Source organism: Streptomyces rubradiris (assembly GCF_016860525.1).
In the GTDB taxonomy this organism is placed as follows: domain Bacteria; phylum Actinomycetota; class Actinomycetes; order Streptomycetales; family Streptomycetaceae; genus Streptomyces; species Streptomyces rubradiris.
In genome coordinates, this window is sequence record NZ_BNEA01000015.1 from 5087679 (window position 1) to 5108051 (window position 20373).

Annotated in this window: 21 protein-coding genes and 2 tRNA genes; 13 read left to right on the plus strand and 10 right to left on the minus strand. The window is 73.4% G+C overall.

Features of this window, described 5'->3' with window-relative positions; translation table 11 throughout:
* Positions 1 to 106: 106 nt before the first annotated feature.
* From Srubr_RS35860 to Srubr_RS35905, 10 genes are all read left to right on the plus strand, one after another.
* On the plus strand, positions 107 to 1231 hold the full coding sequence (locus Srubr_RS35860) for a TIGR03364 family FAD-dependent oxidoreductase (RefSeq protein ID WP_189995823.1): 1125 nt from the start codon (positions 107 to 109) through the stop codon (positions 1229 to 1231).
* An 8-nt stretch (positions 1232 to 1239) separates the two neighbouring features.
* Complete coding sequence (locus Srubr_RS35865) at positions 1240 to 1956, plus strand: phosphonatase-like hydrolase (RefSeq protein WP_189995820.1); 717 nt, start codon at positions 1240 to 1242, stop codon at positions 1954 to 1956.
* Between the two features lies 1 nt (position 1957).
* The gene (locus tag Srubr_RS35870; protein ID WP_189995819.1) at positions 1958 to 3004 is read left to right on the plus strand and encodes an ABC transporter ATP-binding protein; all 1047 of its coding nucleotides are present in this window, start codon (positions 1958 to 1960) and stop codon (positions 3002 to 3004) included.
* Positions 2997 to 3866, plus strand: coding sequence for a 2-aminoethylphosphonate ABC transporter permease subunit (locus tag Srubr_RS35875; protein ID WP_229926700.1), 870 nt, complete (start codon positions 2997 to 2999; stop codon positions 3864 to 3866). The genes Srubr_RS35870 and Srubr_RS35875 overlap by 8 nt, the downstream gene beginning before the upstream one ends.
* Positions 3853 to 4650: an ABC transporter permease gene (locus Srubr_RS35880; protein WP_189995817.1), complete on the plus strand. Its 798-nt coding sequence runs from the start codon at positions 3853 to 3855 to the stop codon at positions 4648 to 4650. Before Srubr_RS35875 ends, Srubr_RS35880 begins: the two co-directional genes overlap by 14 nt.
* A 47-nt stretch (positions 4651 to 4697) precedes the next feature.
* The gene (locus Srubr_RS35885) at positions 4698 to 5750 is read left to right on the plus strand and encodes a 2-aminoethylphosphonate ABC transporter substrate-binding protein (protein WP_189995815.1); all 1053 of its coding nucleotides are present in this window, start codon (positions 4698 to 4700) and stop codon (positions 5748 to 5750) included.
* 74 nt (positions 5751 to 5824) lie between these two features.
* Positions 5825 to 7357, plus strand: a complete 1533-nt coding sequence (locus Srubr_RS35890; RefSeq protein WP_189995813.1) for an alkaline phosphatase family protein — start codon at positions 5825 to 5827, stop codon at positions 7355 to 7357.
* A 78-nt stretch (positions 7358 to 7435) separates the two neighbouring features.
* Complete coding sequence (locus Srubr_RS35895; protein ID WP_189754171.1) at positions 7436 to 8215, plus strand: HAD-IIA family hydrolase; 780 nt, start codon at positions 7436 to 7438, stop codon at positions 8213 to 8215.
* A gap of 180 nt (positions 8216 to 8395) precedes the next feature.
* Complete coding sequence (locus tag Srubr_RS35900; protein WP_189995805.1) at positions 8396 to 8953, plus strand: hypothetical protein; 558 nt, start codon at positions 8396 to 8398, stop codon at positions 8951 to 8953.
* Between the two features lie 6 nt (positions 8954 to 8959).
* The gene (locus Srubr_RS35905) at positions 8960 to 9631 is read left to right on the plus strand and encodes a class F sortase (protein WP_189995803.1); all 672 of its coding nucleotides are present in this window, start codon (positions 8960 to 8962) and stop codon (positions 9629 to 9631) included.
* Between the two features lie 4 nt (positions 9632 to 9635).
* On the opposite strand, the gene Srubr_RS35910 is transcribed toward Srubr_RS35905, so the two are convergent.
* Entirely contained in the window at positions 9636 to 10325 is a 690-nt protein-coding gene (locus Srubr_RS35910) for a FadR/GntR family transcriptional regulator (protein ID WP_189995801.1), read from the minus strand.
* Between the two features lie 76 nt (positions 10326 to 10401).
* Positions 10402 to 10475: transfer RNA gene (locus tag Srubr_RS35915), tRNA-Lys, on the minus strand.
* Positions 10476 to 10662: 187 nt separating this feature from the next.
* On the opposite strand from Srubr_RS35915, the gene Srubr_RS35920 reads away from it, so the two are divergent.
* From Srubr_RS35920 to Srubr_RS35930, 3 genes are all read left to right on the plus strand, one after another.
* Complete coding sequence (locus Srubr_RS35920) at positions 10663 to 11664, plus strand: peptidoglycan-binding protein (protein ID WP_189995800.1); 1002 nt, start codon at positions 10663 to 10665, stop codon at positions 11662 to 11664.
* 154 nt (positions 11665 to 11818) lie between these two features.
* Positions 11819 to 12955 (plus strand): SPFH domain-containing protein, encoded by a 1137-nt coding sequence (locus tag Srubr_RS35925; RefSeq protein WP_189995798.1) that lies wholly within the window; start codon positions 11819 to 11821, stop codon positions 12953 to 12955.
* A 131-nt stretch (positions 12956 to 13086) separates the two neighbouring features.
* On the plus strand, positions 13087 to 13692 hold the full coding sequence (locus tag Srubr_RS35930) for a lytic polysaccharide monooxygenase auxiliary activity family 9 protein (RefSeq protein WP_189995797.1): 606 nt from the start codon (positions 13087 to 13089) through the stop codon (positions 13690 to 13692).
* A 45-nt stretch (positions 13693 to 13737) separates the two neighbouring features.
* On the opposite strand, the gene Srubr_RS35935 is transcribed toward Srubr_RS35930, so the two are convergent.
* The 8 genes from Srubr_RS35935 to Srubr_RS35970 form a co-directional block, all read right to left on the minus strand.
* Positions 13738 to 13811, minus strand: a tRNA-Lys gene (locus Srubr_RS35935).
* Between the two features lie 95 nt (positions 13812 to 13906).
* The gene (locus tag Srubr_RS35940) at positions 13907 to 14659 is read right to left on the minus strand and encodes an IclR family transcriptional regulator (RefSeq protein WP_189995795.1); all 753 of its coding nucleotides are present in this window, start codon (positions 14657 to 14659) and stop codon (positions 13907 to 13909) included.
* 174 nt (positions 14660 to 14833) lie between these two features.
* Positions 14834 to 15616, minus strand: coding sequence for an ectoine/hydroxyectoine ABC transporter ATP-binding protein EhuA (gene ehuA, locus Srubr_RS35945; protein ID WP_189995793.1), 783 nt, complete (start codon positions 15614 to 15616; stop codon positions 14834 to 14836).
* Complete coding sequence (ehuD, locus tag Srubr_RS35950) at positions 15606 to 16256, minus strand: ectoine/hydroxyectoine ABC transporter permease subunit EhuD (RefSeq protein WP_189995791.1); 651 nt, start codon at positions 16254 to 16256, stop codon at positions 15606 to 15608. Before ehuD ends, ehuA begins: the two co-directional genes overlap by 11 nt.
* Complete coding sequence (gene ehuC, locus Srubr_RS35955) at positions 16253 to 16900, minus strand: ectoine/hydroxyectoine ABC transporter permease subunit EhuC (RefSeq protein ID WP_189995789.1); 648 nt, start codon at positions 16898 to 16900, stop codon at positions 16253 to 16255. The genes ehuD and ehuC overlap by 4 nt, the downstream gene beginning before the upstream one ends.
* On the minus strand, positions 16897 to 17814 hold the full coding sequence (gene ehuB / locus Srubr_RS35960; protein WP_229926699.1) for an ectoine/hydroxyectoine ABC transporter substrate-binding protein EhuB: 918 nt from the start codon (positions 17812 to 17814) through the stop codon (positions 16897 to 16899). The genes ehuC and ehuB overlap by 4 nt, the downstream gene beginning before the upstream one ends.
* A 107-nt stretch (positions 17815 to 17921) precedes the next feature.
* Positions 17922 to 19322: an amidase gene (locus Srubr_RS35965; protein ID WP_189995788.1), complete on the minus strand. Its 1401-nt coding sequence runs from the start codon at positions 19320 to 19322 to the stop codon at positions 17922 to 17924.
* A 30-nt stretch (positions 19323 to 19352) separates the two neighbouring features.
* Positions 19353 to 20306, minus strand: a complete 954-nt coding sequence (locus tag Srubr_RS35970; RefSeq protein ID WP_189995787.1) for a D-2-hydroxyacid dehydrogenase — start codon at positions 20304 to 20306, stop codon at positions 19353 to 19355.
* Positions 20307 to 20373 lie beyond the last annotated feature (67 nt).

Genomic DNA, 20373 nt, shown 5'->3' on the forward strand with positions numbered 1-20373 from the left:
GAAGTCACAAAAAGATAACGGGTCTAGCCCAAACGTGATGGCTCGTTCACGCTCTCGTTGTCAGCCGGATGTCTCCGGTTCCCGAATCAAGAGGAGCGTTGCCGCCGTGAGAGTCACAGTCGTCGGAGCCGGCGTGGTGGGCACCATGCACGCCTGGCACGCAGTGGAACGCGGCCACCAGGTCGTCCAGATCGAGCGCGAGGCCGAGGCGCGCGGCGCCTCGCTGCGCAACTTCGGGCAGATCTGGGTCAGCGGGCGCGCGGGTGGAGAAGAGCTGGCAGCCGCCCTGCGGGCGCGGGAGCTGTGGGAGGGGATCGGCGGCCGGGTCCCGGCGCTGGGCTTCCGCCCCAACGGCTCCCTCACCCCGGTCCGCGGCCCGCTCGAACTCGCCGTCGCCGAGGCGGCCGTGGCCCGCGCGGACGCCGCCGCCCGCGGTTACAAGCTGCTCACCCCCGGCGAGGCCCGCGCCCTGAACCCCGCCCTGCGCGGCGACTTCACCGCCGCCCTGTACTGCGAGCGGGACGCGGCCGTGGAGCCCCGCACCGCCCAGCTCGCCCTGCGCGCCGAGCTGCTGAAGTCCCCGAACTACACCTTCCTGCCGGGCCGGGAGGTGCGCGACGTGACCGGCGCCGGCACCGTCCGCGACGACCACGGGGACACCCACCACGCCGACGCCGTCGTGCTGTGCACCGGCGCCTGGCTCGGCGGACTCGTCCGCGAACTGGCCGGCCCGGACCTCCCGGTGCGCCGCGTCCGCCTCCAGATGATGCAGACCGACCCGCTCGGCGAGCCGCTGACCACCTCCGTCGCCGACGCCGACAGCTTCCGCTACTACCCGGCGTACGCCTCCCCGGCGCTGGACGAGCTGAACGCCCGGCAGCCGCAGCCGCAGACCGCCGCCGCGCACAAGATGCAGCTGCTCATGGTGCAGCGCGCCGACGGCGGCCTGACCATCGGCGACACCCACGAGTACGAGCACCCCTTCGCCTTCGACACCGTCGAGGAGCCCTACGAGCACCTCACCGGCGTCGTCGAGTCCCTCCTCGGCCGGCCGCTGCCGCGCGTACGGCACCGCTGGGCGGGCGTGTACGCGCAGTGCACCGACCCCGGCAAGGTCGTCCACCGCCAGCAGGTGCACGAGGGGGTGTGGCTGGTCACCGGGCCCGGCGGGCGCGGCATGACCTGCGCCCCCGCGATAGCCGAGACCACCGCGAACGAACTGGGCTGGTGAACACCTCCATGACCCCTGTCACCCCGAACACCCCGGCCGGCCCCGGCATCCGCCTCGTCGTCCTCGACATGGCCGGCACCACCGTCGCCGACGGCGGCCTGGTCGAGCGCGCCTTCGCCGCTGCCGCCGCCGAGCTGGGCGTCGAGCCCGGCTCCGCCGAGCACGCCGAGCACCTGGCCTACGTCCGCGCCACCATGGGCGAGTCCAAGATCTCCGTCTTCCGTCACCTCTTCGGCGACGAGGAGCGGGCCCGGCGCGCCAACACCGCCTTCGAGAAGGCGTACGGCGACCTGGTCGACCAGGGCCTGATCGCGCCGGTCCCCGGCGCCCGCGAGGCCATCGAGGAACTGACCGAGGCCGGCCGTACCGTCGTCCTCACCACCGGCTTCGCCCGGGTCACCCAGGACGCCATCCTGGACGCCCTCGGCTGGCGCGGCCTGGTGCCGCTCACCCTGTGCCCGGCCGACGCCGGCGGGCGCGGGCGACCGTACCCGGACATGGTGCTGGAGGCGTTCGTCCGCACCAAGGCGGCCGACGACGTACGGCAGGTCGCGGTGGCCGGCGACACGTCGTACGACGTGCTCAGCGGCGTACGCGCCGGGGCCGGGCTGGTCGCCGGCGTGCGCACCGGCGCGCACGGCGACGCCGAGTTCACCGCCGCCGGTGCCACCCATGTCCTCGACTCCGTCGCCGGCCTGCCCGGCCTGCTCGCCGGGGACCGCTGACATGGGCATCCGCTTCGACTCCGTCACGGTCGCCTATGACGGCAACGTCGTCCTCGACTCCCTCGACCTGACCGTCGAGCCCGGCGAGGTCATGGCGCTCCTCGGGCCGTCCGGATCCGGCAAGACCACCGCGCTGCGGGCGGTCGCCGGGTTCGTGCGGCCCGCGTCCGGGCGGGTGTACCTCGGCGGCGAGGACGTGACGGACCTCCCGCCGTACCGGCGCGGCATCGGCATGGTCGTGCAGAGCTACGCCCTCTTCCCGCACCTGCGGGTGGACGAGAACGTGGCCTTCGGGCTCAAGGCCCGCCGCACCCCCAAGGGCGAGATCCGGCAGCGGGTCGCCGAGGCGCTGGAGCTGACCGGCATGGCCGGCTACGCCCGCCGGCACCCGCGCGAGCTGTCCGGCGGACAGCAGCAGCGCGTCGCGATCGCCCGCGCCCTCGCCATCCGGCCCCGCGTACTCCTCCTGGACGAGCCGCTGTCCGCGCTGGACGCCCGGCTGCGCTCCGGCATGCTCGCCGAACTCGCCCGGCTGCACCGCGAGCTGCCCGACGTGTCGATGCTGTACGTCACCCACGACCAGGTCGAGGCGCTGACCCTGGCCGACCGGATCGCGGTGATGGACTCGGCCCGGCTGCGGGCCTGCGGCACGCCGAGGGAGCTGTACCGGGCGCCCACCGACGCGTTCACCGCGTCCTTCGTGGGCGGCGCCAACCTGGTCCCGGTGACCGTGACGGATGGCGGTGTGTCCCTCGCGGGCACCGAACTGAAGCTCGACACGGCCGGGGCCGCCGTGGGCGCCCGCGCCACGCTCTGTGTACGGCCGCACCTGGTCGGGCTGGGCGAGGGACCCAACCGGCTCCCGGGCACCGTACGGGAGATCCAGTGGCGCGGCGCCACGCACCGGCTGTACGTCGAGGTCGACGGGCACACGGTGATGGCGGACGTACGGGAACTGAAGGCTCCGCCGGCCTACGGGGACCAGGTCACCCTGAGTTTCGAGCCCGAGGACGCCGTGCTGCTGCCCGCGGGAGTCAGCCATGGCTGAGGTTGTCGAGAATCCGCGGGTGGTTCGTGGCTGGTTGCGCCCACGCGGCGGCAGCCGCAATTCGAAGACGGGCCCGCGCCCCTTCGGGGCGCTTGCCTGGGCCCTTCCTCCAGTAATCGCGCTCGCCCTCTTCTTCCTCTACCCCCTCGCCCTCGTCGTCCGCCAGTCCCTGCGCCCCGACACCGGAGGCACCTCCCTCCAGGCGTACGCCGACGTCTTCGGCTCCGAGGCGTTCCGGCACGCGCTGTGGACCACCGTGTGGCTGGCGCTGGCCGCCACCGCCGGCTGCCTGGTCCTGGGGTTCCTGCTGGCGCTGGTCATCGCGTTCGTGCCGTTCCCCGGGGCAAGGTCGGTGGCCCGGTTCATCGACGTGTACCTGTCCTTCCCGTCCTTCCTGATCACGCTGGCGCTGCTGTTCCTCTACGGCGGCACGGGCGTCCTCGGCTCCTTCCAGTTCCTCACCACGCCCTGGGGCGTGCTGCTGGCGGAGGTCACCTACTTCACGCCGTTCATGATGCGCCCGCTGCTCGCCGCGTTCGCGCAACTCGACACCGCCCAGCTGGAGGTGGCCGGTTCGCTGGGCGCGCGGGCGCCGCGCATCGTCCGGCAGGTGATCCTTCCCGAGGCGCTGCCCGCGCTCGCGGCCGGCGGCAGCCTGGTCCTGGTGCTGTGCCTGAACGAGTTCGGGATCGTGCTGTTCACCGGCGCCAAGGGGGTCACCACCCTGCCGATGCTCGTCTACGGCAAGGCGATCCTGGAGTCCGACTACCCGGGCGCCTGCGCGGTCGCCGTCGTCAACGTCCTGATCTCCGTGGGCCTGTACGGCCTGTACCGGGTGGTGAGCCGTCGTGCTGGTGCATAGCCGCAAGGCCAGGTGGGCCGTGTGGACGGTGTTCCTCGTCCTGTTCCTGCCGCTGTTCGCGCTGCCGCTGCTGGTCATCCTGGGCGCCTCCTTCGCCACCCACTGGTCCGGCACCCTGCCCTCCGGCCCCACCCTGGACCACTACCGCTCCGCCACCCGCGGCGAGGCCCTCCAGGCGCTCACCACCAGCCTGGTCACGGCGGTCGCCGCCAGCCTGCTCGCGCTGACCGCCGGCACCTGGGCCGCGCTGGCCGGGGCCGCCCTGAAGAGGCGCCACCGCCGGGTGCTGGACGCCCTGTTCGTGCTGCCGGTCGCCGTGCCGTCGGTGGTGGTGGGCCTCGCGGTGCTGGTGGCGTTCTCCCAGCCGCCGCTGCTGCTCAACGGCACCCGGTGGATCGTGATCACCGCCCACACCGTGCTGGTCACCGCCTTCGCCCACCAGTCGGTGTCGGCCGCCCTGACCCGCCTGGACCCGGCCTACGAGCAGGCCGCCGCCTCCCTCGGCGCCCGGCCCGCCTACATCCTGTTCCGGGTGCGGCTGCCGCTGCTGCTGCCCTCGCTGACCGCCGCCGCCGGCCTGTGCTTCGCCCTGTCCATGGGCGAGCTGAGCGCCACGATGATGCTCTACCCGCCGGACTGGACCCCGCTGCCCGTGCTGATCTACGCGGCCACCGACCGGGGTGCCCTGTTCACCGGGTCCGCCGTGGCCGTGGTCCTGATGGCCGCGACCCTGCTCGTCCTGTTCGCCGTCTCCCGGGTCCGCACCCGGGCCTCCTACCGCTGAACCCTCCCCGGATCACCTCCGTCACCTCGCCAGGAGACCGCCCCGCCATGCCCAGAAACCGCGTCCCGCTCGCCGTGGCCCTCGCCCTGCTCGCCGCGCCCGCGCTGTCCGCCTGCGGCTCCTCCGCCGCCTCGGACGCCAGGGTCGTCACCGTCTACAGCGCGGACGGACTCAAGGGGGAGAACGGCGACGGCTGGTACGACCAGGTGTTCAAGGACTTCCAGAAGCAGACCGGCATCAAGGTGAAGTACGTCGAGGGCGGCTCCGGCGAGATGGTGCAGCGCGCCGTCCGCGAGCGGAGCAACCCGCAGGCCGACGTGCTGGTCACCCTGCCGCCGTTCATCCAGCAGGCCGCCGGCAAGGGCCTGCTGCAGAAGTACGCCCCGGCCGGCGCCGACCAGGTCGCGGGCGCCGACAAGGCAGCCGACTCCACCTGGACCTCGGTCGTCACCAACTACTTCGGGTTCGTCTACAACAAGAAGGAGCTGAAGCAGCCCCCGAAGACCTGGGACGAACTCCTCGGCGCCCGTTACAAGAACAAGCTCCAGTACTCCACCCCGGGCGTGGCCGGCGACGGAACGGCCGTCCTCATCAAGGCGTTCCACGACTTCGGCGGCAAGGAGCGGGGCCTCGCCTACCTGAAGAAGCTCCAGGCCAACAACGTCGGCCCGTCCGCCTCCACCGGCAAGCTCGCCCCCAAGGTGGACAAGGGCGAACTCCTCGTCGCCAACGGCGACGTGCAGATGAACTACGCCCAGACCAAGTCCATGCCGAACCTCGGCATCTGGTTCCCGGCCGGCGCCGACGGCAAGCCCACCACGTTCGCCCTGCCGTACGCGGCCGGCCTGGTCACCAAGGCCCCGCACAGCGCCAACGGCAAGAAGCTGCTGGACTTCATGCTCGCCCGCAAGCAGCAGCAGGAGGTCAGCGCGATCGGCGGCGGCTTCACCGCCCGGCAGGACGTCAAGGCCACCGACGCCGACGCCGTCGCGCTGACCCGGCTGATGGACGGCGTGGAGGTCTTCGAACCCGACTGGAACGACATCGAGAAGAACCTCAGCGCCTACGTCGAGGACTGGAAGTCCGCGACCGGCAGTTGATTTCTCCGCCGCGCGGCCGTAGACAGCCCCGCACCGCGAGACCACACGCCCCTGGCACCACCGGGGGCGTCGCCATGCCCGTACGCACGTCCGCCCCTCTTTCTCCGGAGGACCCCGTGCCCCACCTCTCCCGTCGCTCCCTCCTCCTGTCCGCCGCCGCGGCGGCGGCGACCGCCGGGTCGTTCACCGCCGTCGCCCGGGCCGCGGCCCGCACCCCGAAGGTGCTCGTCATCGGCCTGGACGGCGCCCTGCTCAGCCGGATCAAGGACGCCGACGCGCCGCACCTGGACGCCCTGATGGCGGCCGGGCTCACCGCGCCCAGCAGCATCTACGCCAACCCGCTCGCCCCGACCCTCTCCGGCCCCGGCTGGTCGACGATCCTCACCGGTGTCTGGCCCGACAAGCACAACGTGAAGGACAACGCCTTCACCGGCGCCCGGTTCACCCAGTACCCGGACTTCCTGACCCGCGCCGAGACCGCGAAGCCCGCCCTGTCCACGTACGCCGTCGCCTCCTGGACGCCGCTCACCGACACGGTGTTCTCCGCGAAGGTCGACACCCGCGTCTCCACCCCGAGCGCCGAGTACGACACCGGCACCACCTCCCGCGCGGTCGCCCGGCTGCGGGACGCGAACCCGGACGCGGTCTTCGTCCACCTGGACAACATCGACCACGCCGGCCACTCCTACGGCGCCGCCTCCCAGCGGTACCTGGACGCCATCCACACCGCCGACGCCCAGGTCGGGGAGATCGTGGCCGCCGTCAAGGCCCGGCCGTCGTACGCCGCCGAGGACTGGCTGATCATGGTCACCGCCGACCACGGCCACACCGACGCCGGCGGCCACGGCGGCTCCACCCTCCAGGAGCGGCAGACCTTCCTCATCGCGACCGGTTCCGCGCTCGCGCCCGGATCGGTGCGTCACGACGTGAAGATGCCGGACGTCGCCGTCTCCGCCCTCGCCCACCTCGGCATCCCCCTCGACCCGGCGTGGGGGCTGGACGGCCGGCCCGTCCAGCAGCCCGTCCCGGACGACTTCGACGCCCTGCGCGGCTCGCTGGCGGCCCGCGTGGACGAGACCGGCATCCCGGCGGGCCTCGTGGGCTTCACCCACACCCCGCCGCCCGGCTGGTCCGTCGACAACTCGGCGATGGGCGGCGGCGGGGTCACCGAGTGGCGCGGCTGGTCCTTCACCACCGACGAGTTCTGGACCCAGGCCCAGCGCGACCAGAACCGCGAGTCCAACATCCGCGCCCGGAACGTCTTCGCGGTCGCCGACGGCGACGAGTGGGCCGACCGGACCTACACCGGCACCTTCGACTCCACCCTGGTCAGCCCCGCCTACCCGGTCACCGGCGGCGGCACGGCCGTGCTGACGTACACCACCTACTACCGGCACGAGTCCCCGCAGAAGGGCGAGGTCCTCGTCTCCTACGACGGCGGCACCCCGGTGAGCGTGCGCACGTACTCCGCCGACGTGCCCTCGCGCACCGAGACCGTCACCCTCCAGGTGCCGGCGGGCGCCACCAGCGCCCGGGTCCGGTTCCGTTACACCGGCGGCAACAACTGGTACTGGGTGATCGACGGGGTCCGGATCGACCGGTCCTGACTAGGCTGGGGGCGTCGGTACGCCGTGGTTCCGGCGCCCCCCGTTTTCCGTTCGCACGCAGGCCAGGAGACGCAGCACATGGCAGACCGCAAGCCCATCGAGTCGTGGCTCACCGACATGGACGGCGTCCTGATCCACGAGGGCGTGCCCATTCCCGGGGCCGACGCCTTCCTGAAGAAGCTGCGGGAGTCCGGCCGGCCCTTCCTGGTGCTCACCAACAACTCCATCTACACCGCCCGCGACCTGCACGCCCGGCTGCGCCGGATGGGCCTGGACGTGCCGGTGGAGAACATCTGGACCTCGGCGCTGGCCACCGCCCAGTTCCTGAACGACCAGCGGCCCGGCGGCAGCGCCTACGTCATCGGCGAGGCGGGCCTGACCACCGCCCTGCACGACATCGGCTACATCCTCACCGACCACGAGCCCGACTTCGTGATCCTGGGCGAGACCCGCACCTACTCCTTCGAGGCGCTGACGAAGGCCGTCCGGCTGATCAACAACGGCGCCCGGTTCATCGCCACCAACCCCGACAACGTCGGCCCCTCCACCGAGGGCGACCTGCCCGCCACCGGCTCGGTCGCCGCGCTGATCACCGCCGCCACGGGCAAGAAGCCGTACTTCGTGGGCAAGCCCAACCCGCTGATGATGCGGGCCGGGCTGAACGCGGTCGGCGCGCACTCCGAGACCTCGGCGATGATCGGGGACCGGATGGACACCGACGTCCTCGCGGGCCTGGAGGCCGGGATGCGCACCTTCCTGGTGATGACCGGCGTCACCCAGCCCGCCGACATCGACCGCTACCCGTTCCGCCCGTCCCAGGTGGTCGACTCCATCGCGGACCTGGTCGACCTGGTCTGAGCGGCCCGGTCCGAACGACCTGGTCCGAACGGCCTGGTCCGAACGGCCCGGTCCGGGCGGCTCCGGCGGCGGGTCCCGCCCGGCCGAAACCCGGTATCACTCGTTCGGAGCAGTTGGGCGCCTCCCGAGGATGCGGAGGCGCCCGGTGCGGGGGAGCCTCCAGATAACTGGAGGTTCACGATGGGCTCACTACGCCTCACTGTCTGTACCGGAATCCTCGCCGTCGCGGTCACCGCGGCCGCCCCCGCGGCCCACGCGGCGGACGGTGGCGGCTCGGTCGCCGTGACCCCCGCCTCCCCGGCGCCCGGCGCCGACCTCACCGTGCGCACCGAGGGCTGCGCGGGCGGGCAGGGCAGTGCCGCCTCGGCCGCCTTCGTCTCCGACGCCCGCCTGACCGGCGGCGGGGGCGCCCTGACCGGCGACACCCGGGTCCGCTCCGACCTGGAGCCGGGCGCCTACACCGTGAAGGCCGTCTGCGGCGACCGGGTGATCACCGGCAGCCTCACGGTCGGCGGGCCGGACGGCGCCCGCCCCGCCGCGCCCGTCGCCCCGGCCACCGCCGCCGCCTCCCCGATCGCCCCGGTCCCCGCGGGCGGCGGCGGCACCGCGCACTTCGCCACCGTCGCCACCAGCGGCTCCGGCCCCGACACCGGCCAGGCGGTGACCGGCCTGGTGCTGGCCGGCCTCGCCGCGCTCGCCGTCGGACTGCGCGCCCGCCGCACCCGTTCCACCCGCTGACCGCCCGTGTCCGGCGAGCAGGGCCGCGGCAGCGGCACCGGGCGGCTGGTCACCGCCCTGACCTGGGGGCTCCTGCTGTGCGGACTGTGGCTGTGGGGGCGCGAGGTGACCGGCGTGACGCGCGACGCGGGCGGCGCCGCCACGGGCGACGTCTTCGCCGCGGGCCGCGCCGGCGACCCCGCCCGGCTGCCCGGCGCGGCCCGGCCGCTGGCCGACGCGGTGCCCCAGCGCGTCGACATCCCCGCCCTGGGCGTGCAGGCCCCGGTGGTGACCCGCGGCCTGGACGCCCGGGGCGCGATCGACCCGCCGCCCTACGACCAGCCGGGCGTGGTCGGCTGGTACGGCGCCGGCCCGAAGCCCGGCGCGGCCGGGGCGGCCCTGCTGGTGGGCCACGTCGACACCACGACCCGGCCGGCCGTCTTCTACCGGCTCAGCACCCTCAAGCCGGGCCACACCGTCCGGGTGGTGCGCGCGGACGGCAAGGTCGCCGAGTTCACCGTGGACGACATCCGTGTCCTGCCCCGCGACGGCTTCGACGCCCACCAGGCCTACGGCCCCCGCCGGCCCGGCCGCGCCGAGCTGCGCCTGATCACCTGCGGGGGTTCCTTCGACCGGGCCGACGGCAGCTACACGGCGAACGTGGTCGTCTCCTCGTACCTGACGGGGGTGTCCCGGTGAGCGGTCAGGAGGTGGCCGTGGGCGTGTGGGACAGGCGGGCGCGCAGGTTGCCGAAGTGGTCCCGTATGGCCCGCTCGGCCCGCAGCGAGTCCCCGGAGCGCACCGCGTCCACGATCTCCCGGTGCTGGCGGCAGGTGACCCGGGGGTCCTGCGGCGTTGCCGCCAGGTCGCGCCGCACCCGGTGGAAGGCGTCCCAGAACGCCTCCAGCACCTCGCCGAGCAGCACGTTGTCCAGGCCCCGGTACAGCGTGGCGTGAAAGGCGCGGTCGGTCCCGGCCAGCCCGGTGCCCTCGGCGGCCTCCCGCTCCATCCGGTCCACGAGCGCGTCCAGCTCGGCCAGGTCCGCCTCCGCCAGCCGTCCGGCCAGCCGCGACACCAGTCCTGTCTCCACGGCCTCGCGCAGCTCCAGCAGCTGGAGCAGCGTGTCCTCGCCCCGGTAGTGGCCGGCCACGGTCCGGAAGGCCAGCCCCTCGATCATCGGCGCGAACGACATCGAGCCGACGTACGTCCCGAAGCCGTGCCGGATCTCCACGATGCCCATCGCCTGGAGCGCCTTCAGGGCCTCCCGCACCGAGTTCCGGCTCGCCCCCAGCAGCCGCATCAGCTCCGGCTCGGTGGGCAGCGGGGCGCCCGAGGGCAGCCGCCGGTCCACGATCAGCTTCTTGATCCGCTCCTGAAGGTCCCGGGCTGCCATGGCCAGAGCGTAACCGCCCGTCCGCACCCCGGGCAGACGAAAAGCCCCCCGCCGAGGCGAGGGGCTTTTCCGTCGGTGCGCCGCCAGGGACTCGAACCCCGGACCCGCTGATTAAGAGTCAGCTGCTCTAACCAACTGAGCTAGCGGCGCCTGCTGACAGAGAAAACTCTACCGGACCTTGGAGGGTGCTCCGGACCGCACTCCGGTGGCCCGTACCCCGCCCGGAGGGTCCGCGTACATCATTCGGACCGTCAGAATGCGCGGTTCCAAGGCGGTTGGGAAACTGATCAACGTGCGCACTCGCGAACACATCCCCCCAGAATGTGAGGCAGATCGCATGACCGCTCCGACGTTCGAGGAAGTCGACCCCGCGAGCGACTGCCTCTGCCCCGGTTGCCGGCTCTCCCGGACCGGCTCCCCCCGTCCCCACCCCGGCCGCACCCGCCCGGCGGCCCGCGCCGCCGTGGTCGCGGCCGCCGCCTCCGCCGCCCTCGGCGCGCTTTTCCCGGCCGTCGCCGTCGCCGCCCCCGGCCAGGCCCCGCACCGCGCGGCACAGCCCGGCGACGAGGAGTTCGCCACCCCGCAGGGCCCCTGGGCCCCGCTGTACGGCAGACCGGGCGGCCCCGAGAAGATCCCCGCCGAGCCGGTCCCGGCCACCACCCGCGCCGACATCATCAAGCGGGCCAAGACCTGGGTGGACGCCAAGGTGCCGTACAGCATGACGGCCTTCTGGTCCGACGGCTACCGGCAGGACTGCTCGGGCTACGTCTCCATGGCCTGGGGCCTGCCGAACAACGAGTGGACCGGCAGCCTCGGCCAGTTCGGCGTGAAGATCACCAAGGCGGAGCTGGAGCCGGGGGACATCCTGCTGTTCCACAACCCCGACAACCCCGAGAAGGGCTCCCACGTAGTGATCTTCGGCGGCTGGACGGACGACAAGCACACCTCCTACACGGCCTACGAGCAGACGCCCCCGCACGCCCGCCGCCAGACCACTCCCTACGCCTACTGGAGCAACTCCGGCAAGTACGTCCCCTACCGCTACAAGGGCCTGCCCCAGGGCGCGGCCGGCGCCCAGGCGGCCGGCGGCGCGAAGACGGAGGTGCCCTATCCGGGGGTGTCCTCCTTCCGGCCCGGCGCGGTCAACGACCACGTCACCCGGCTCCGCGCCCGGCTGGTGCACAAGGGGTACGGCCGGTTCTACGCCCACGGCCCGGGCCCGCGCTGGGGCGAGGCGGACCGCAGGGCTGTCGAGGCGTTCCAGCGGGCCCAGGGCTGGCGGGGCGGCGCCGCGGACGGTCATCCGGGCCCGGAGACCTGGCGCCGCCTGTTCGCCTAGGCCCCCACTCCTTCCCCCTTCCCCCCTTCCCCCCCTTCCCCCCTCCCTCCTTCCCCCTTCCCGGACCGCCTTCCCCGCTCCCGGGCCGCCGGCCGGGCACGTTCTCGTCCCTTTCCCTGTTCATGACGCGTCTGGCGCGGAGGCTGGAGCACGCATGAGTACGACCACATCCCACACCCCGCCCGAGTCCGAGGGGCAGTCGGACGGCACCGCCTGCGGTGCCGGTGTCCGGCCGGCCCGGCTGATCCAGAACGAGGCCACCACCGAGATCCCCGTCCACCTGCTCTTCCGGGACGGCCCCGACCCGGTGCGGGTGCCGCTCGCACCGGCGCTGGTGGGCCGCCGGCAGGACACCGGCGAGCGGCCCCGGCCCGGCCGCCCGGTGCCGGTGCGCCGCCGGCCGCTGCCGGAGACCGACCCCGGGCTGGCGGAGCGCCCGGCGCGGGTGCTGCCCGGGGCGGCCGGGCTGCTCGCGGGGGCCTGCGGGCTCACCGGCGCGCTGGTCACCACCTGGTGGGCGGGGCTGCTGCCGCCCCCGGCGGGCCGGGCGCTCGGGCTGCCGGCGGGCTCCGGTCCCGGGCTCGGCCTGGCCCACCTGGCCGCGTACGCCGGGTCCGGGCTGCTGGGCGCGGCCGGGTTCGGCGGGCTGGCCCGGGGGCGGACCGGGCGGGCCTGGGTGCTGGGGCTGTTCGGGCGGTACCGGGGGACGGTCCGGCGCACCGGGCTGCTGTGGGTGAATCCGCTGCTGCCGCGCCGCCGGGTGGATGTGCGGCTGCGGCACTGGCGCAGCGAGGCGATGCCGGCGGTGGATCCGGACGGGATGGCGCTGCGGGTGGTGGTGCTGGTGGTGTGGCGGGTGCGGGACACCGCGCGGGCCCTGCTCAGCGTCGACGACCACGAGACGTACTTGCGCGAGTGCGTGGAGGCGGCGCTGGCCCGGGTGCCGGTGGAGCCGGCGGGCGGCGCGCGGGGCGGGACGACGGCGGCCGGGGACGCGCTGACCCGGCTGGTGGCCGAGGAGACCGCGCCGGTGGGGGTGGAGGTGTTCTCGGTGCAGCCGGTCCGGGTGGAGTACGCCCCCGAGGTGGCCGCCGCGGTGCACCGGCGCCGGATCGCCGCGCTGGACGCCCGGCAGCGGGCCAGCCTGCTCGGCTCGGTGGTGGACTCGGTGGAGGACACGGTGACCCGGCTGACCACGCGCGGCCTGGTCGAGCTGGACGACTACGACCGCAAGGTGCTGGTGCGGGACCTGACCGTGGCGTTCTGCTCGGGGCGCGGGGAGCCGGTGTAGCGGCGGGACGAACGCTTAGGCGATTGGTATGGACATGTTCAACTAACGGCAATAATCTGAGACTTGGTCTAGACCTACCTGCACGGCGCACCGAACTCCCTGAACTCCCCACGTTCCCCAGGAGCGGCAGCATGCGCACCAAGACCAAGTTGTCCGCGGTCGTACTGGGCGCGGTGACCGCCGGAGCGTTCGCGCTCTCCACCGGCGGTGCCAGCGGCCACGGCTACACCGACCTCCCCATCAGCAGGCAGAAGCTCTGCCAGAACGGCACCGTGACCAACTGCGGCTCGATCCAGTGGGAGCCGCAGAGCGTCGAGGGCCCCAAGGGCTTCCCGGCCGGCGGACCCGCCGACGGCCAGATCTGCAACGCCGGGCTGGGGCAGTTCGCCCAGCTCAGCGCGCCGAGGACGCCGTCCGGCGCGGCCTGGCCGACCACCAAGGTGACGGGCGGCCAGTCGTACAGCTTCCGCTGGCAGTTCACCGCCAGGCACGCCACGACGGACTTCAAGTACTACATCACCAAGCCGGGCTGGAACGAGGGCCACAACCTCGCCCGCTCCGACCTCAACCTCACGCCGTTCCTGACGGTGCCCTACGGCGGCAAGCAGCCGCCGTCCACGCTCAGCCACAGCGGCACCCTGCCGTCCGGCCTGAGCGGGCACCACGTCATCGTCTCGGTGTGGACGATCGCCGACACGGGCAACGCGTTCTACGCCTGCTCGGACGTCACCTTCTGAGGTGAAACGAAAGGCCCCTCGCCGAGGCGAGGGGCCTTTCCCAGGTGCGCCGCCAGGGACTCGAACCCCGGACCCGCTGATTAAGAGTCAGCTGCTCTAACCAACTGAGCTAGCGGCGCGTGACTCCCGCCTGCCTCGGGTTTTCCTCCCGCGGCCGGCGACGAAGAAAATACTACCTGGTCCCGAGGGGTGCTCGTGACCACCCCGGGCGGCCCTAGATCGCCAGCGAGAGCAGGACCGGTGCCGCGTTGCGGTTCAGGGTGTCCGCGGCCCGCTTCAGCCGGTGGGCGTCGCGCACCGGCAGCGACAGCGCGAGGCAGCCGACCGTGGAACCGGCGGTGACCGGTACGGCGGCGCAGACCGTGCCGACCGCGTACTCCTGGAGGTCGAGCACCGGCGCCGACGGCGGCTGGGCCTCCAGCCGGGACAGCAGCAGCTTGTCGCTGGTGATCGTGCGCGAGGTGAGCCGGGCCATCTTGTGCCGGGCCAGGTGGTCGCGGCGGGCGCCCGCGTCCAGCTGGGTCAGCAGGCTCTTGCCGACGGCCGTGGCGTGGGCGGAGTAGCGGAAGTCCACCCACTCGTTGACCGCCGGGGTGGCCGGCCCGGCGGCGTACTGGGCGACCCGGACCTCGCCGTCCACGTACCGGCTGAGGTAGACGGCCGCGCCGACCGAGTCGCGCAGCCGGTCCAGGTTCTGCTGGAGCTTGTCGCGCAGGGCCCGCTCCCGGTCGTGCGCCGAGCCGAGCCGGCGCAGGGTCTCGCCGGTGACGTACGCGCCGTCGGCGATCTCCTGGACGTAGCCCTCGCGGCGCAGCATCCGCAGCAGGCCGGTGAGCCGCCCGGGGCCCAGGCCGGTGCGGCGGGCCAGTTCGGCGGCGGTGACGCCGGCCGGCTGGCCGGAGACGGTCTCCAGCACGCGCAGGGCTTCCTGGGCGCAGTGGTACGGGGCGGTCGGCTTGAAACTCATGGGTCCCCCTCGGCCGCGATCCGGGTCGGATCGTGTCCACGATAGCCGCGCGGGGACCCCCGGGAAGAGGGTGTCGGCGAGATGAAGCCCTTCGAGTGCCCGCCCCCACCGGCGGTGAGATCCACTGGCATATGCCAAAGGCATGTACCCGCCCGCTGTCGGCGGGCCCCGCGCTCACAGCACCGCGCTGATGAACTCCCTGGTCCGCTCCCGCTCCGGGTCGCCGAAGATCTGCTCCGGCGGGCCGGCCTCGATGACCCGGCCCGCGTCGAACATCAGCACCTGGTCGGAGATGTCCCGGGCGAACCCCATCTCGTGGGTCACGCACAGCATCGTGATGTCGGTGCTGCGCGCGATGTCCCGCAGCAGGTCGAGCACGCCCGCGACCAGCTCCGGGTCCAGCGCGGAGGTCACCTCGTCCAGCAGCAGCACCTGGGGCCGCATCGCCAGCGCCCGCGCGATCGCCACCCGCTGCTGCTGCCCGCCGGACAGCCGGGTCGGCTTCATGTCGCACTTGTCGGCCAGGCCCACCAGGTCCAGCAGCTCCCGCGCCCGCTCCTCGGCCTCGTCCTTCGACAGCCCGAGCACCCGGACCGGCGCCTCGGTGATGTTGCGCAGCACCGACATGTTCGGGAACAGGTTGAACTGCTGGAACACCATCCCGATCTTCTTGCGGACCTCCCGGACCTGCTTCTCCGGCGCCGGGAACAGCCGCTGCCCGTCCACCGTGATCGTGCCCTCGTCCGGCTTGGCGAGGGTCATCAGCAGTCTGAGGATCGTGGTCTTGCCCGAACCCGACGGCCCGATCAGGGTGACGTGCCGGCCCGCGTCCACGGACAGGTCCAGCCCGTCCAGCACGGTGTTCTCCCCGAACCGCTTGGTCACCCCCTCGATGCGGATCAGCTCGGTCGGCACGGTGCCGGTCGCGGCCGGCTGCTTGCTGGTCTCAACGGACAAGGCGTCGCTCCAGGGTGCGCAGAAGAAGGGAGGCCAGGTACGACACGACGACGAAGGCGATCCCGATCACCGTCAGCGGCTCGGTGAACTGGAAGTGCTGCTGGGAGACGAGCCGCGCCCGGCCCAGCATCTCCAGCACGCCGATCGTCATCAGCATCGGCGTGTCCTTCAGCATCGCGATGACGTAGTTGCCGAGCGGCGGCACCACCCGGCGCACCGCCTGCGGCAGCACCACCGCCGTCCAGGTGCGCCGCACCGGCAGGCTCAGCGCCGTCGCGGCCTCCCACTGACCCGCCGGCACCGCCTCGATGCCGGCCCGGTAGACCTGCATCGTGTACGTCGAGTAGTGCAGCCCGAGCCCGAGGACCCCGGTGGTCAGCGGGGACAGGGTCACCCCCGCCTCGGGCAGCACGTAGAACAGGAAGAACAGCTGCACCAGCAGCGGGGTGTCCCGCACGAACTCCGTGAAGGCCCCCACCGGCCAGCGCACCCACCGGGTCGGCGCCCGCATCAGCAGCGTCCACACCAGACCCAGCGCGAACGAGATCAGCGACCCCAGGGCCAGCGCCTCCAGCGTGACGACCAGCCCCTTGCCGAAGTACGGCAGGAAGTCGGCGACCGCTCCCCAGTCCCAGGTCATCGGGCCACCTCCGCCTTCAGCCGGCGCTCCAGACCGCGCATCCCGCGGGTCAGCAGGAACGCGATCACGAAATAGATCAGCAGCAGGTACGCGTAGATCTGGGCGCTCTGCTGGAGGGCGAGCCGGACCAGGTTGCCGCTGAACGCCAGGTCGCCCATGCCCGTGATGGACACCAGCGCGGTGCCCTTGAGCAGCTCGATCAGCAGGTTCGAGAAGGACGGGATCATCTCCGGCACCGCCTGCGGCAGCAGGATCAGCCGCAGCCGCTGCCAGGGCGTGAAGCCGAGCGCGACCCCGCCCTCGCGCTGCGCCGGATCCACCGCCGCCAGCGCGCCGCGCACGATCTCGGAGCCGTACGCGCCGTAGGTCAGGCCCAGCGCGAGCGTGCCCGCCCACATCGGCACCAGCTGCCAGCCGAAGGCGACCGGCAGCACGAAGAACACCCAGAAGATCATCACCAGTGCCGAGATGCCGCGGAACACCTCGGTGTACAGGCCGGCGACGAAGCGGACCAGCCACGAGCGGTGGGTGCGCGCGGCACCGGCGACGAAGGACATCGCGGCGGCCAGCAGCGCGCTGTACACCAGCAACTGGAGGGTGACGCCGACCCCTCGGAGGACGATTTCCCACAACCCCGCGGTCATCGGCGGCACAGCTCCTTCGCGGTCATGGTCGTCATCTCCGCCTCGGTGAAGCCGAAGGGCCGCAGAATCCGGTACAGCTCCCCGCTGCGGCGCAGCTTGTGCAGCTCGGCGTTGAAGGCGTCCCGCAGCCGGGTCTCGGTCGGCCGGAACGCGAACGCGCCGCCGTCCGCCTTGGGCTTGCCGTCCACGAGCGCGACGAACGGCTTGGTCGACTCGGCCTTGGCGGAGCCCCGCGCGACCATCCGCGCGGTGACCGCCGTGGCCGTGAACAGGTCGACCCGCCCGGACTCCACGGCGTTCAGCCCGGCCACCTGGTCCGGGACGATGACCAGGTCGTTCTCCTTGAAGCCCGCCTCCACGGCGTGCTGGATCTGCGCGTACCCGGTCCCGGTGGCGATCTTCGCGTGCCGGCGCAGCGCGTCCGCGTAGGTGCGCAGCCCCAGCGGGTTGCCCTTGCGGACGATGAACGCATCCGGCATCTGGTAGTCGGGGTCCGCGAAGATGACCTGCTCGCAGCGGTCGGGGGTGACGTACATCCCGGCGGCCACCACGTCGAACTGCTGGGCGTTCAGCCCCGGGATCAGCGAGCCGAACTCGGTCGGCACCGGCTGCACCCGGTCCACCCCGAGCCGTTTGAAGACGGCCCTGGCCAGCTCGGGCGCCTCCCCGGTGAGCCTGCCGTCCCGGTCGATGTACCCGAAGGGGACCTCGCCGGCGATCCCGAGCCGTACGACGCCCTGGGCGCGCAGCCGCTCCAGCAGGTCGCCGCCGCCCTCCCCGGACGCCGACGCCACCCGTGTGCAGCCCGCCGCGCCCAGCGCGCCGAACGCCGCGAGTCCCGCCAGCACGGAGCGCCGGGTGCGTCTGCGTTCCGGCCGTATGGTGTGTGCCTCGTTCCCACGTGGTGCAGCCATGGCGGCGCGGCTACCCAGACGTAATCCGGCTATGCACCCCGGTTCTGCCGGCCGGGCGATGCGTCACCGTCTCGCCCGGACCGCCCGCCGGACCGGCCCGGCGGGGGTCACACCACGGGGGTGGCGGCCGGCGCCACCGCCCGCGCCTCGTACAGCGCGTGCGCCGCCCGCAGCACCAGATCGTCCCGGTGCCGGGCCGCCACGATCTGCATCCCGACCGGCAGACCGTCCCCGTCCGTGCCCACCGGCACGCTCGCCGCCGGCTGCTGGGTCAGGTTGAACGGGTACGTGAACGGCGTCCACCCCGTCCAGCGGCGGTGCGCGGAGCCCTCCGGGACCTCCCGGCCCGCCGCGAACGCCGTGACCGGCACCGTCGGCGTCACCAGCAGGTCGTAGCGCTCGTGGAACCGGCCCATCCGCCGCCCGAGCCGCGCGCGGACGTCCACCGCGGCCAGGTAGTCCAGCGCGCTCGTCCGGGCGCCCAGCGCGCAGATCTCCCGCAGCCCCGCATCCAGCAGCCGCCGCCGGTGCGGCGACAGGTCCTGGGTCAGCCGGGCCGCGCCGGTGAACCACAGGGTGTGGAAGGCGTCCACCGGGTCGCTGAGGTCCGGGTCGGTCTCCTCGACGTACGCGCCCAGACCGGCGAGGCGGGCCACCGCCCGCCGTACCGCCGCCGCCACCGCCGGCCGGACCGCCACCTGCCCGCCCAGCGACGGCGAGTACGCCACCCGCAGCCCCCGCACGCCCTTCGCCAGTGCCTCGGTGAACGAGCCCGGCGCGGCCGGCAGCGCCGTCCAGTCCCGCGGGTCGGGCGTGCCGATCACGTCGAGCAGCAGGGCCGCGTCGGCCGCGTCCCGCGTCATCGGCCCGGTGTGCGACAGCGTGCCGAACGGGCTCGCCGGATACAGCGGCACCCTGCCGTACGTCGGCTTCAGCCCGAACACCCCGCAGAACGCGGCCGGGACGCGGATGCTGCCGCCGCCGTCCGTGCCCAGCGACAGCGGGCCCGCGCCCAGTGCCACGGCCGCCGCGCCGCCCCCGCTGGAGCCGCCCGCGGTGCGCGAGGTGTCGTGGGGGTTGCGGGTGACCCCGGTCAGCGGGGAGTCGGTGACGGCCTTCCAGCCGTACTCGGGCGTGGTCGTCTTGCCGAGGAACACCGCGCCGTGCTCGCGCAGCCGGGCCACCGGCGGCGCGTCCTCGTCCCAACTCCCCTGTTCGGAAAGGGTGGTGCTGCCGCGCAGGGTGGGATGGCCGCGCAGCAGCAGGAGGTCCTTGACCGTCACCGGCACCCCGTCGAGCAGCCCGGCCGGCTCCCCGCGCCGCCAGCGGGCCTCCGACTCCCGGGCCCGGGCGAGCGCGTCCTCCTCCATGAGCCGGACGAACGCGTTCACCTCCGGCTGGATCCGCCGGGCCCGCTCCAGCACCTGCTCGGTCACCTCCACCGGGCTGAACTCGCCCGTGCGGTAACCCTCCAGGAGCCGGACGGCGGTCAGGTCGGTGAGCTGCATGCACCCTCCAGGGGATCGGCGGCGGGGCCTTCAGTGACCGGGCACATAGCCACGCGTCTTGTCGACCACGTTCGGCAGAGGTCTGCCCGCCGCCCACCGCTCGTACAACTCGACGAACTGCGCACCGAGTCGATCGCGCCACCCGAAGGTGTCACCGCTCATGTGCGGGGACACGATCAGCCCCGGCAGCTCCCACAACGGACTGTCCGCGGGCAGCGGTTCGGCGGCGAACACGTCCAGCGCCGCGCCCGCGATCCAGCGCCGCTCCAGCGCCCGGACCAGGGCCTCCTCGTCCACCAGGCCGCCCCGGCCGACGTTCACGAAGAACGCCGAGGGCTGCATCACGCCGAACCGGTGCGTGTCGAACATGCGGTACGTCCGCTCGGTCAGCGGGGCCGCCGCTATCACCCAGTCCGCCCGGGCGATCAGCCGGTCCAGGTCGTCCGGGCCGTGTATCCCGGTCCGCGGCACCCGCCCGACCAGCGCCGTGCGCACCTCCAGGGCCTTCAGCGCCCGCACGATCGCCCGGCCCGCGGGGCCCGAGCCGACCACGCACGCGTGCGTCCCCGCCACCCGCCGGGTCTCCCGGTGCCGCCAGGTGCGCTCCCGCTGCTGGGCCAGGGTGCGCGGCAGGTCCTTGGCGACCGCCAGCACCAGGGCCGCCACGTACTCGGCCATCGGCTGCTCGAAGATCCCGCGCGCGTTGGTCACCACCGTGTCCGACGCGGCCAGCTCCGGGCACATCAGATGGTCCACGCCCGTGCTCGCCGTGTGCACCCAGCGGGGCCGGGGACCGTCCCCGGGCCACGCCTCGCGCACCGCGTGCGAGGTGAAGTCCCACACCAGCAGGACGTCCGCGGCGGGCAGCCGCTCGGCCAGGTGGGCCTCGTCCGTGCGCACGATCCGGGCGCGTCCGGTGAGGCGGCCGAGCCGGGGCGGCGGATCGGCGTCGAGGACCAGCACGGTGGGCGGTAACGGTGTCATGCGGAGCGGCTCCCGAAGGTCTGACCTGCGTGGACCGTGCACGGACCGACCACGCTCGCACCCGGGC